The 11884-nt window shown below is 64.5% G+C and carries 15 protein-coding genes; 10 read left to right on the forward strand and 5 right to left on the reverse strand.

Annotation, left to right across the window (positions count from 1 at the left end; all coding sequences use genetic code 11):
- Positions 1–236 precede the first annotated feature (236 nt).
- The 3 genes from FA740_RS18480 to FA740_RS18490 all read right to left on the reverse strand — a co-directional run bounded on the left by FA740_RS18480 (position 237) and on the right by FA740_RS18490 (position 2994).
- Positions 237–1610: an FAD/NAD(P)-binding protein gene (locus tag FA740_RS18480; RefSeq protein ID WP_136858282.1), complete on the reverse strand. Its 1374-nt coding sequence runs from the start codon at positions 1608–1610 to the stop codon at positions 237–239.
- A gap of 216 nt (positions 1611–1826) precedes the next feature.
- The gene (locus FA740_RS18485) at positions 1827–2426 is read right to left on the reverse strand and encodes an RBBP9/YdeN family alpha/beta hydrolase (RefSeq protein ID WP_136858283.1); all 600 of its coding nucleotides are present in this window, start codon (positions 2424–2426) and stop codon (positions 1827–1829) included.
- A gap of 85 nt (positions 2427–2511) precedes the next feature.
- Positions 2512–2994 carry an Lrp/AsnC family transcriptional regulator gene (locus tag FA740_RS18490; RefSeq protein ID WP_136858284.1) on the reverse strand — a complete coding sequence of 161 codons (483 nt, stop codon included), beginning with the start codon at positions 2992–2994 and terminating at the stop codon, positions 2512–2514.
- Between the two features lie 206 nt (positions 2995–3200).
- Between FA740_RS18490 and FA740_RS18495 the strand changes: the two genes are divergently transcribed.
- The 10 genes from FA740_RS18495 to FA740_RS18535 all read left to right on the forward strand — a co-directional run bounded on the left by FA740_RS18495 (position 3201) and on the right by FA740_RS18535 (position 10736).
- Positions 3201–3653 (forward strand): Rrf2 family transcriptional regulator, encoded by a 453-nt coding sequence (locus tag FA740_RS18495; RefSeq protein ID WP_136858285.1) that lies wholly within the window; start codon positions 3201–3203, stop codon positions 3651–3653.
- A 233-nt stretch (positions 3654–3886) separates the two neighbouring features.
- On the forward strand, positions 3887–4111 hold the full coding sequence (locus tag FA740_RS18500; RefSeq protein ID WP_136858286.1) for a hypothetical protein: 225 nt from the start codon (positions 3887–3889) through the stop codon (positions 4109–4111).
- Positions 4112–4144: 33 nt separating this feature from the next.
- Positions 4145–4291, forward strand: coding sequence for a hypothetical protein (locus FA740_RS19825; RefSeq protein ID WP_169306377.1), 147 nt, complete (start codon positions 4145–4147; stop codon positions 4289–4291).
- A gap of 27 nt (positions 4292–4318) precedes the next feature.
- Positions 4319–5308 (forward strand): sulfate ABC transporter substrate-binding protein, encoded by a 990-nt coding sequence (locus FA740_RS18505; protein WP_136858287.1) that lies wholly within the window; start codon positions 4319–4321, stop codon positions 5306–5308.
- Positions 5305–6144: a sulfate ABC transporter permease subunit CysT gene (gene cysT, locus FA740_RS18510; protein ID WP_136858288.1), complete on the forward strand. Its 840-nt coding sequence runs from the start codon at positions 5305–5307 to the stop codon at positions 6142–6144. Before FA740_RS18505 ends, cysT begins: the two co-directional genes overlap by 4 nt.
- The gene (gene cysW / locus FA740_RS18515) at positions 6137–7018 is read left to right on the forward strand and encodes a sulfate ABC transporter permease subunit CysW (protein WP_136858289.1); all 882 of its coding nucleotides are present in this window, start codon (positions 6137–6139) and stop codon (positions 7016–7018) included. The genes cysT and cysW overlap by 8 nt, the downstream gene beginning before the upstream one ends.
- Positions 7019–7031: 13 nt before the next feature.
- Positions 7032–7751, forward strand: a complete 720-nt coding sequence (locus FA740_RS18520; protein WP_169306378.1) for a sulfate/molybdate ABC transporter ATP-binding protein — start codon at positions 7032–7034, stop codon at positions 7749–7751.
- An 851-nt stretch (positions 7752–8602) separates the two neighbouring features.
- Positions 8603–8914, forward strand: a complete 312-nt coding sequence (locus tag FA740_RS18525; protein WP_136858291.1) for a hypothetical protein — start codon at positions 8603–8605, stop codon at positions 8912–8914.
- Positions 8915–9061: 147 nt separating this feature from the next.
- Positions 9062–9730 (forward strand): phosphatase PAP2 family protein, encoded by a 669-nt coding sequence (locus tag FA740_RS18530; RefSeq protein WP_136858292.1) that lies wholly within the window; start codon positions 9062–9064, stop codon positions 9728–9730.
- Between the two features lie 280 nt (positions 9731–10010).
- Entirely contained in the window at positions 10011–10736 is a 726-nt protein-coding gene (locus FA740_RS18535; protein ID WP_136858293.1) for a prephenate dehydrogenase/arogenate dehydrogenase family protein, read from the forward strand.
- A gap of 147 nt (positions 10737–10883) precedes the next feature.
- Here the strand turns inward: FA740_RS18535 and FA740_RS18540 are convergent, their stop codons facing one another.
- Both FA740_RS18540 and FA740_RS18545 read right to left on the reverse strand, forming a co-directional pair.
- On the reverse strand, positions 10884–11336 hold the full coding sequence (locus FA740_RS18540; RefSeq protein ID WP_136858294.1) for a GNAT family N-acetyltransferase: 453 nt from the start codon (positions 11334–11336) through the stop codon (positions 10884–10886).
- A 75-nt stretch (positions 11337–11411) separates the two neighbouring features.
- Positions 11412–11884: transposase family protein (locus tag FA740_RS18545; RefSeq protein WP_246053729.1), on the reverse strand; the 473-nt coding region annotated here is incomplete at its 5' end.

Below are 11884 nucleotides of genomic sequence, written 5' to 3' on the forward strand. Positions count from 1 at the left end.
CGACTGGCTCTGGACTTACAACAACGAGCGACCCAACATGGGCATCGGCGGCATAACACCCGCACAGAAACTGAAAATGGCTGCGTGAGTTCTACGACCAAACCCCGTTAAAACGGGGAGGATTACCCATGCAGCCCCATTCCAGAATCCTCGTGCTTACAGGAAAGAGGCATCAACGCAGACCAGCATACCGCGTCTATGTATGGGTATAGAACATCAGCATTTCACAGCTTGTATCAGGGTTCTACGAACTGCCGTGTTAGGTCTCGGGCAAGGCTTTGCGCCTGTTCGCGGATGTCGGGGATGGCGGTGATTTCCCAGAACGCGGCGCGGGATGCGGGGCCGATGGCGCGGATGCGGGGGTCGGGGCGGCCTTGGGCGTCGATCACCGCGCAGTCGGGTGCGATGTCGAGGCCGAGGCGCAGCGGGTCGATGCGTCCCCGGCCCGTGGCCAGCAGATCCGCGACCAGCGGCGTGGCGTGGGTTTCCGGGTCGCGCCGGATGCCACGACAGTCGATGATCCGCGACGCGGTCAGGGATAGAACCCGGTCGGTGCCGCGCGGGCGCCAGTGCGCCTGCAGGATCGCACCGTCGCGGCTGGCGGCGGTAAAGCTGCCGGCCAGTTGGCGCATTCGTCCGGTCTTCAGGGCCAGGTTGATCGGGACCGCGCTTTCGGGGGGCAGGCGATGGCGATGTACCTCCCACCAAGGGGCGGCGTGGCGCAGAAAGCGGGCGCGATCGGCGCGGGGCATCGCGCGCCACAGGGCGGACAGATGCGGGCGGATGCCGTCCACCGCGTCGCGCCAGGTGCCCCCCTGCGCCTCGGCACGGGCGACCAGCGCGCGCAGCCATGACATGGTAAAGCTGACCGGTGCGCCCAGTGGGACCTTGGCGCGGCTGACGGCCAATGCTGTGCCCGGCGCGTGGATGCGCGGCAGCTGGGCCCGGCGCGAGATGGTCACGATTTCTCCGCGGTGGCCCTGCGACAGCAGGCTGATGGCCTGGTCGATCATGGACAGGCCCGACCCGATGATGACCACGCGACCACCGGGCGGTGGCGGGGGCGCCGCCTGCCAGGCCCCTTGTACCAAGCCCTCCGGGTCCGCGTCGGGCAGGGCGTGGCCGGTGGCCAGCACCGCGACGGATGCAGGAATGATCTGGCCATCGTCCAAATGCGCGGCGACCCCGGTCCGCGTGGTCGCCATTCGCGTACAGGTGGCGCGCAGACAGCGCAGGCGACCATCCGCGGACAGGGGCGCCAGCAGGTCGGTCATATAGGCCCCATAGGTCGCGCGGCTGACAAAGCACGCCCCGGTCGCCTGATCCCCCCGCGCCGCCAGCCAGCGGCGGAAATGGTCGGGATCGTCGGGAAAGGCGCTCATGTTGGCGACCCTTGTGTTCAGCAGATGTCCGGGGTCGCTGGTCGAATATGCCACCCCGCAGCCCAGCATGTGCCGCCCCTCGATCACGGTGACGCGCAGGGGCGCGTCGGGGTCGCGTAGCAGGTGAGCGGCCAGCAGGACGCCGCTGGCGCCGCCGCCGATGATGACGACATGAGGCAGATGGGCCGCGTGGGGCGCAGGCGTGTCGGCGAGGATATCGATCTTCATGGCGGGCTCCTTTTGCTAGGGGGGGGATCACAGGGCGGCGATCAGCACCGTCGTCCACAAGACAAGGTTGGCACCCACGACGACGGCGATAACAGGCGACGCGCCTTGATCATCATCGCGGGGGTGCGTGCGGCGCAAACGCGGGGGTGCGTGCGGCGCAAATAGGCCTCGGTCTGGATGTCAAACATGGAAACCTCCATTCTGGATGCTCTGGGATCAGGCCAGCCTTTGGACAGGCACATGCTGGGGGGTGGCGCGCGCGCTCAGCAGGCGGCGCAAGGCCGACAGGCGGGCGGTCTGCGCCAGCAGTTGATCGCGCAGGTCCTTGCCCCCCGCCCAGGGGCCAAAGCCCGAGGCGGCGTTGATGTGCCCGGCATGGCCGATGTCATGCAGCTCTGCCCCCCACAGGTCCGCGACCTGGCGCGCCCGATCGAAGGGCATCCAGGGATCGTTGCGACTGGCCACGACGGTGGCGGGCACGTCGAACCGCTGGCGGGGCAGGGCGCCAAAGCGGGCGGTGCGATCGGACGCTGCGGGATCGGCGGGCGCGACCAGCACGGCGGCCCGCACCCGCAGCCCCGGCCACCGCGCGAGCAGATGCGCGATGGTCACGGCGCCAAGCGAATGGCCGACCAGGATGCTGTCGGGATGGGCCATGACATGGACGGCCAGCGTGGCCTCCCAGACCTCGCGGACGGGACGGGCGGTGTCGCCCATGTCCAGCAGCATCGCGGTCGGGTCGGTGCGGGCCCACCAGTCCTGCCAGTGAGGCGCAGGTGAGCCGTCAAGGCCGGGGACGATCAGGGTCTTGGTCATCGCGCTCTCCTTTTATCTCACATAAGACTACAATGTTGATCGTGTATTTGGGTTCCAAAAATCACCCGTGAAAGGGAACGAGGTTCTACCGATCTTTTGTATTCACGGGGTATGCTGTTGTGTGGCGCAGGCTTTCCATTGCGAACTGGGAGGTGACGTTCTTGATGGGGACGGCGTCGGTGAGGGCTTTGTAGAAGCGGTCATAGGCGGCCATATCGGGCACCGCGACGCGCAGCAGATAGTCGATGTCGCCGGCCATGCGCCAGGCCTCCATGACCTGGGGCAGGGCGTCCATGGCGCGGGCAAATGCCTGGCGCCATTCGGTGGTGTGGTCCGGGGCCTCGATGCCGACGAAGACGGTCAGCCCGAAGCCCAGCCTGGCGGGGTCGGCCAGGGCCACGCGGCGGGTCAGCACGCCGGTGGCCTCCAGCTTCTGGATGCGCTTCCAGCAGGGGGTCTGGGACAGGCCGACCTTGTCCGCGATCTGGGCGATGGGGGTGGTGGCATCCGTCATCAGTGCCGCGAGGATCTTGCGGTCGATCAGGTCCAGGGGGGCGGTCTGGGTCATCGGGACGATTCCTTTCCCCGCCAGCATGCCGCAATAGAATATAATGTCTAGCGCCTTTATCGGCATTAAAGGCGCCCGCTCCTGCGCCCTGTGTCGTGGCATGCCCACAGGCTGCGTAAAAACCCCGCGGTCGGGTCGTCTTTTCTTTTGCGCCGCGCGGAATTGCCTTATATCCGGCGGACACCAACGCATCCGGGGGCCGCGCCATGATCACGCAAAAGATGAAGTACGCGCTGAAGGCCCTGCTGGTGCTGGGCGACGAGGCGCGCCGCGACCACCCCGAGGCGCTGACCATCGAGGCGATCGCCAAGCGGTCCGGCACCCCCAAGCGGTTCCTGGAGCAGATCCTGCTGGAGGTGCGCAATGCCGGCGTCGTGGCCTCGATCCGGGGACGGTCGGGGGGATACACGCTGATCAAGCGCCCCGAGGACGTGTCGATCTCGGAGCTGCTGCGGCTGATCGACGGGCCGATCGCGCCGCTGCCCTGCCTGTCGCGGCGCGCCTATCAGCGCTGCGAGGATTGCACCGACGAGGCCAGCTGCCGGTTGCGGCGCGTGTTCTCGGAGGTGTTCTGGTCCTACCTGATCCTGATCGAATCGCTGAGCCTGGCCGACATGCTGGGGTCCGAGGCGGTCGCGGCGCAGGTCACCGGCGCCTGATCGCGGGCCCGTCCCACGGCATCTGACCGCCAGGATTGCAGGTTTTGCATGGCCTGACGCCGCAGCGCCAAGGCGGCAGGGTGCATGGCCAGTGGCCGATCGGACGGCTGCGCGGAGAACAATCTTCTCTTTAGACGACTAAATCAGCCGATTTATTTCTATTGCTAAACACGACTTTCCCTGTCGATATTAAGTCATCGAACCGCCGCATCGGCGACAGGAAAGGACGACAGATGAGCCCGCACCAGACCGGCACGATCTCTTCGCGGACCCGCCCTCCGCTTTGCGCCATCACGCTGATCGACCGGCGCACCGGCCGCCCGCACCGGGTGAACGGTGCGGCGCTGGTCTCGCTCAGCCGCGATCCGCAGCTGGCCGCGGCCGAGTTGCTGGCCGGACGCGACGCCCGCATCTGGGACGCCCGCATCCAGCCGCTGCCCGCCAGCACCACCGCCTGACCCAACGCCCCCCTTGAGCCACAGGAGACCGCCATGTTCGCCACCATCCAGACAGGCCACCACAGCAGCGCCCAGGGCCCGCGCGTCACCGAAGCTGCCGATGGCCGGGTCACCATCTCGACCGGGCGGGGCACGCTGACCGGGTTCCCGGTCGGCAGGCTGGCCCCGATGGGCGTCTGACGCCCGCTAGCCCCTGATCGAACCGCCATGAGGTCATCCATGTTTCTGCGCACCACCGCCCTTGCCCTGCTGATGCTGGCCCCTGCCGCCCATGCGGAGAGCCTGCTGAATGTCAGCTATGACCCCACCCGGGAGCTGTATCGCGAGTTCAACGAGGCCTTTGCCGCCCATTGGCAGGCCCAGGGCCATGAGGCGCCCACCATCGAGACCAGCCATGGCGGGTCGGGCGCGCAGGCGCGCTCGGTGATCGACGGGCTGGCCGCGCAGGTGGTGACGCTGGCGCTGGCCTCGGATATCGACCAGATCGCCGCCAGCAGCGGCAAGCTGCCCGAGAACTGGCAGACCCTGCTGCCGCATAATTCCAGCCCCTACACCTCGACCATCGTGTTCCTGGTGCGCGACGGCAACCCCAAGGGCATCCAGGATTGGGGCGATCTGGTGGCCGAGGGGGTCGAGGTGATCACGCCCAATCCCAAGACATCGGGCGGTGCCCGCTGGAACTACCTTGCCGCATGGGCTTGGGCCGAGGCCAACGGCCGCGACCCGGCCGAGTTCGTGGGCCAGCTGTTCGCCAATGTGCCGGTCCTGGACACCGGCGCGCGCGGATCGACCACGACCTTCGCGCAGCGCGGCATCGGCGACGTGCTGCTGGCCTGGGAGAACGAGGCCTATCTGGCGCTGGCCGAGCTGGGCGAGGATCAGTTCGACATCGTCGTCCCCAGCCTGTCCATTCTGGCCGAACCGCCCGTCGCGCTGGTCGAGGGCAACATCGCGGACGACGCGCAGCGCGCACTGGCCAGCGCCTATCTGGACTATCTCTATACGCCGGAGGGGCAGGCGCTGGCCTTCAAGCACTACTATCGCGCATGGGACGCCAGCGCCGCAGACCCCGAGGATGTCGCCCGCTTCCCCGAACTGGAGTTGGTCAGCATCGACGTCCTGGGCGGATGGGCCACGCTGCAGCCCCGGCATTTCGGCGATGGCGGGATTTTTGATCAGATCTATGTGGCGCCATGAGCGGCACGCCCCTGATCCAGCGGACCGCCATGCCCGGCCTGGGCGTCTCGGCCGGGATCACCTTCTTCATGCTGACGCTGGTGGTGGCGCTGCCCATCGGCGCGCTGCTGTGGCAGGGCGCGGAATTCGGCGCGGCCAACATCTGGGCCACCATCAACCGCGAGCGGGTCTGGGCGGCGCTGTGGCTGTCCTTTCGGCTGTCCTTTCTGGCCGCCTGCTTCAACCTGGTGTTCGGGGTGATCCTGGCCTGGGTGCTGGTCAGGTACCGCTTTCCGGGCCGGCGCATCATCGACGCGGCGGTCGATCTGCCCTTTGCCCTGCCCACCGCCGTCGCGGGCATCGCGCTGACCGCGCTCTATGCCCCGAACGGGGTGCTGGGCCAACTGACGAACCAGATCGGCTGGCAGGTCGCGTATACGCAATGGGGGATCTGGCTGGCGCTGGTCTTCGTGGGCCTGCCCTTCGTCACCCGCACCGTCCAGCCCGTCATCGAGGAGATCGAGACTGAGGTCGAGGAGGCCTCCGCCACCCTTGGCGCGTCGCGGCTGCACACCCTGCGCCACGTGATCGCGCCGATGCTGATGCCTGCCGCCCTGACCGGGTTCGCGCTGTCACTGGCGCGGGCGGTGGGTGAATACGGGTCGGTGATCTTCATCGCCGGCAACATCCCGCTGCGCACCGAGATCGCCCCCCTGCTGATCGTGATCCAGCTGGAGGAGTACAATTACGGCGCCGCAGGGGCCATTGGCCTGGCGATGCTGGCCATCAGCTTTTCCATGCTGCTGCTGATCAACCTCATCCAGATCTGGTCACGCCGGAGGATCGGTCATGTCTGACGCCACCCTTCACAAACCGGCCACCCCCGCCCGCTTTCGCTCCGCGACCGAGGAATCGCCCGCCGCCCGGTGGGCGCTGATCGCGGTCGCGGTCGGCGGGCTGGCGCTGCTGGTCGGCGCGCCGCTGGTCATCGTCTTCGTCGAGGCGCTGTCGCGGGGCTGGGCCGCGGCCGTCACCAGCCTGGCCAGCCGCGATGCCCAATCGGCCATCCGCCTGACCCTGCTGATCACCGCCATCGCCGTGCCGATGAACGCGGTCTTCGGCATCGCGGCGGCCTGGTTCATCACCAAGTTCGACTTTCGCGGCAAGGCCTTCCTGATCACGCTGATCGACCTGCCCTTCAGCATCAGCCCGGTGGTGGCGGGCCTGTGCATCGTGCTGCTGTTCGGGGCCAATTCTGCGCTTGGCGGCTGGCTGGTGGCCAGCGGATACCCGATCGTCTTTGCGGTGCCCGGCATCGTGCTGGCCACCGTCTTCGTGACCTTCCCCTTCGTCGCGCGCGAGCTGATCCCGGTGATGATCGAGCAGGGCCGCGCCGAGGAGGAGGCCGCCCTGACCCTGGGCGCCACCGGCTGGCGGACCTTCCGCACCGTGACCCTGCCCAACATCCGGTGGGCGCTGCTTTATGGCACGCTGCTGTGCACAGCCCGCGCGATGGGCGAATTCGGCGCCGTCGCGGTCGTGTCGGGCAAGATCCGCGGCCAGACCGCGACCATGCCGATCACCATCGAGATGTTCTACAACGAATACCTGTCCATCGCGGCCTTTTCGATGGCCGCGCTGCTGACCGGGTTCGCGCTGCTGACGCTGCTGCTGAAGACCGCGCTGGAACTGCGCCATGCCGACGCGCTGTCGGCCACACGCCGCCATTAGGGAAGGGACCCCCATGCACATCCAGATCGATGAGATCGCCAAGGATTTCGGCACCACCACCGCGCTGCATCCGGTCAGCCTGTCCATCCCCTCGGGCGCGCTGGTGGCGCTGCTGGGGCCATCCGGGTCGGGCAAGACCACGCTCTTGCGCATCCTGGGGGGCCTTGAGTTTCCGACCTCAGGGCGGGTCATGTTCAACGGCCAGGACGCCACCGGCCTGTCCGTCCAGGAGCGTCGCGCGGGCTTCGTGTTCCAGTCCTATGCCCTCTTTCGCCACATGACGGTGTTCGAGAATATCGCCTATGGCCTGCGCGCCCGTCCCCGCGCCTCGCGCCCGCCCAAGGCCGAAATCGACCGCCGCGTCCGACGCCTGCTGGACCTGATCCAGCTGCCCCAGATCGCCACCCGCTATCCCACGCAACTGTCGGGCGGCCAGCGCCAGCGTGTGGCCCTGGCCCGCGCCCTGGCCATCGAGCCGCGCATGCTGCTCTTGGACGAGCCCTTCGGCGCGCTGGACGCCAAGGTCCGCAAGGAATTGCGCCAGGGCCTGCGCGACATCCATGACGAGACCGACCTGACCTCGGTCTTCGTCACCCACGATCAGGACGAGGCGATGGAACTGGCCGATCTGGTCGTCGTCATGTCCATGGGCCGCATCGAACAGATCGGAAAACCCCAGGACATCCGCGCCAAACCCGCAACCGAATTCGTCCGCGATTTTATAAGGGCGTGAACGATGTCGTCCCGCCCGCACCCTGCAATGACGCGTCCTGAACGCATTCGGCAGGTGGCGGGCGATTTGCTGTTTCGACTAACAACACGATCAATGCCCGATGTGGCCATCGTCTCCACGAGTCTATCCGATGCTGTCATCTTGCTGCTGGAAAGGGGTTGGACGATACGATGCGCAGGGCCCCGCTGGTATCTTCTGTGGAGCCGCGACCACGATCGTCTGTTGCGGCGCCGAACACTCATTCTTCCCGAACAATGGGTCGGCCTGACGACCGCCGAGACCGCATCCCTACTGGCTGCCCAGTTGCAACAGCTGGGTTTGGCCTGCCCTGACCGTGGCGCTCTGGCAGCTTCGTCCCGGGATATCTGGACAAAGCTTGCCCGCGTGCACGGTGCACGCTGAGGCTGAGGCTGAGGCTTGTAGGGGTCAGATAGTCCTGCCTTCAGGGGTGGGAAAAATTGCGTGAAATCAGTGAGGCCTGTTTCCGATGCGAAGGCAGGCTTGCCTTTCCTGTCACAAAGGTCTGCCTCTGATGGGCCGCAGCCCAATCTCTGGCCCGTGTTCCGAACTGGTCCGACATGTCGTGGCGCTCCTTCCTGTTCCGCCAGTGGCGAAGCCATCGCTGCTTTTCACTTTGGATCACCTCATGTCATCCGAAGGGCAAAGCAGGGTGGGCGCAGCCCGACCTGCGGCCGGACGGTGATCTGACACACGGGGCCGGAGCGGTGAAATTGGGAGGGACCCGCGCGCCCCGCGCGTGGGAGGAACCGGATTTCTCCGTGGAGGCTGACGCGCAGCGGCACCAGAGCCCGTGTTCGGATCGCCGGCCGGATGGCAGGCGGAAAAACGAAATGAAAGACCGTCAGCTGTGCCAGAGCGAAGCGGAGGCGCGGCTATCCGCTAGATCAGCGATCGCGGTGCCCGCGATCGCCATATCGCTAAAAAGCAGCCTCTCGACTGCCAGGCTGCATCGACGCGAAGATCCCCAAGCGGTCGTTGCCATGCTCGGCATTAGTGTTAGGCTTTGGCTAGGCGTCATGGCGGATCTCGGGCTGGAAGCGTCCGCCGTTCTGTCAGCAGTCGCCGTCCTGATCATTCTGGCGGGGTTACAAGTCGTTCTACCGAAACCGACTGCGTCGCATGGTGATGACTATGAGCGATGACATACCGGAGGGGTCGTGTCTCGTCGTCAGCGCCTGAAGACCAGAGCGTCCGCTGCCAACTTTTATTACCGGAACTTGAAGACGGTCCTGACGCTTCCGAGTGATCGCCGCCCCGATGGCGCAAGATCAAGAAGAAAGCGATCATCCATGAGCCCGAACAGTCACAACAACAAACGTTCACCCGACGCTGCGAGCGCCGTCGAAGACGCGGACAAGGAGGTTGCACGCTCTGCTGCGCGCCACCGCCATCACCCCGTGGTCAAAACGCTTGGGACGGCCAGCGAGATCGCTGATCAGATCCCCCTGTCGATTGTCTGTGCCTCGATGATCGGGACAGGGGCGATTACCCATCGTCCACATATGACGCAGGTCGGCCTCAAGATGATGACCGCTCATGTTCTTGCAAACTCTGTCAAACGGATCATCAAGAACAATTTCAAGCGGACACGCCCGAAAGTCATGATCGAAGAGCAGACCTATCAATGCGAGGCGGGTGAAAGCGAAGGCGGACACGACACCTCGTTTCCGTCCGGTCATACTGCCGGAGCCGTGGCTGTGGGCACCGTCATGGCACTCGATCTGCCGCAAACGGCTGTGCCAGCCTTGGCGATCGCTGCGATGATTGCGGGGATCCAAGTCCCGCGCGGCAAGCACTATCCAATCGACGTTGCCGCTGGCGCTGTCCTGGGTCTGGCCGCCGCGTGCGCTGTCCACGCCTTTTGGCCCAAGGGACAGAATAACAAGCGAATACAACAGAACATATCCGACCACTGGCTAGATAAGAATTCCTCCGATGTCATGGTAACAGCCGCGTGAACAGGCGAGCTACTACGGGCACCCACACATCCAGCAGGAATGTCCCGCATAACAGACCATTGATCGCCACCCCAGTCCGTCCGCTATGCAGAGAAGCTGACCTTGACGTGGCAGACTAGTCTCCCGTAAAGGCACGCCATGCTCACGATGGCGATCGCCCTTTCAACGCTCTATTACCCGCTGCCATAGGTAGCGGAGCGTTCACGTATCACCGCTGCAACATGTCAGCGGTTCCCCATGATTGATGTGCAGCCTCTGACTCCATTCCTGGATCAGGCTCATGCATTTCGTTTCTCCCAGCTTCACGATTATCGGCTTTGGCGCTTTTGGAAAGTTGCTCGCCCGACTGCTTGCGCCGATGGGCTCCATCTTCATCTATGACCGGAGACCGGAGGTCAGCGCGGAGGTCGAGGGGACCGGCTTCCAGCTGATCAGCCATCCAGGAGAAATTCGCAGCAGCATTGTGATCATGGCCGTGCCGTTGCAAGGGCTGACGGACTCCCTCCTGGAGGTCGGTCCGCATCTTGGCGCGGGGCAGGTCGTCATGGACGTCTGTTCGGTCAAGGAAGAGCCCGCCCGCCTGATGCAGGACTTGCTTCCACAGGATGTTGAGATCATCGCCTGCCATCCCATGTTCGGGCCCGCAAGCGCCGCGAACGGAATTGCGGGCCTGCAAGTTGTTTTTTATCCACTCAGAGGCAGGACGTGGCGCAGGATAGCCGCGATCCTTCGGAACCTTCACCTGACCGTATCAATCATGACTGCCGAGGAGCATGACCGCCATGCAGCCTTGTCCCAAGGTCTGATGCACCTTATTGCCCGCGCCATCTTGCCCCTTGGCGAACCGCCGGCCGTTAGAACACGAAGCCATGACCTGCTTTGTGAAGCCATAGAGATGGTCGCTCACGACTCGCCAGAGGTCTTTGAGACCATCACGAGAGGCAACCGCTACATGGCAGAGGTGCGTTCGAAGCTGATACGAAGTTTAGAAGATGTGTCAGGTTGAGCATCGGCCTAAAGTAACCTCGTCCTGAACGTCGCGTAAGGGCTCTTCTGGTAGCGATCGCCGTAGTTCGGTGGCGTCAGCTCTGCGGGACGAAGCTGTCGGTTGCATGCGATCGGGCAAGGCAATGAAGCCCTGCCCGACCTGTTATCAGCCCTTCAGGCTGAGTGTCGCATTCAGGAACGGAAAGCCGAAATCGTCGATATTGCGCCGAGAAACCTCACGGAAGCCAAGCCTGCCATAGAAACGAACGGCTTGCTCATTCTCAGTATAGACCTCCAAGGACAATTCTCCCTTCCGGGCCAGTGCATCTGCAATAAGTTTGCGCCCTATGCCAAAGCCCTGCCGGTCTGGCGCAATGAAAATCCCGCCAATGAAACTGCCGAGGAGGCTGATGAAGCCAACAGCTTCCCCGTCAACGCAAGCTACTGAAGTCTCAGCGTTTGGCAGATACTCTGCTTCGATCAGCCTGCGCTGCTCGGTCAGCCTTGCCTCGCCGATGAAGGGATGCGCCTTCATCGAGGCTTCGAACCAGATATTGGACAGCTTTTTCAGATCCGTCACCGCATCGAAGGGTCGGATCACCACGTTTGTGTTCTCCATGAGAGCTCCACAGAAATCATGCAAAAAGGTCCGGCAACTATGTGCCGAGTGACCTGCCCCCCGGTCGTCCCTCGTTCATAACGAGAGTCCTTGGGGTTGATAGTCGTCGTTCTCGGGCTGGGCAAGCGCGCCGGGCGCGGAGCCCTCAGATTGCTCAAGCGCCCGGCGCGCCTCTGCTGGGGTCTGGTTTCCCAAAGATGAATGTGGCCTGACGTTGTTGTAATCGTAGCGCCACAAGGCCAGCTTTCGGCGGGCATCGTCCAGGCTGTCGAAGATCTCCTCATTGAGGCACTCGTCGCGCAGGCTGCCGTTGAAGTTCTCGAGGTAGCCGTTCTGCTGCGGCTTTCCGGGGTCGATGTAATGCCACTCGACCTTGTTGTCGTTCGCCCATTTCAGGATTGCCTTGCTGGTGAACTCCGTCCCGTAGCATGTTGGGAATGACGCGCTGTTGAAGGTTATGGCCGCCTGCGCAGCCCCCAAAATTGCGCAGCAGGCGGCCATAACCGGGTCGCAGGTCTCTATGGTGGTTTTGCGAACCACACCACAGA

This window comes from Paracoccus hibiscisoli (assembly GCF_005048265.1).
Lineage (GTDB): Bacteria > Pseudomonadota > Alphaproteobacteria > Rhodobacterales > Rhodobacteraceae > Paracoccus > Paracoccus hibiscisoli.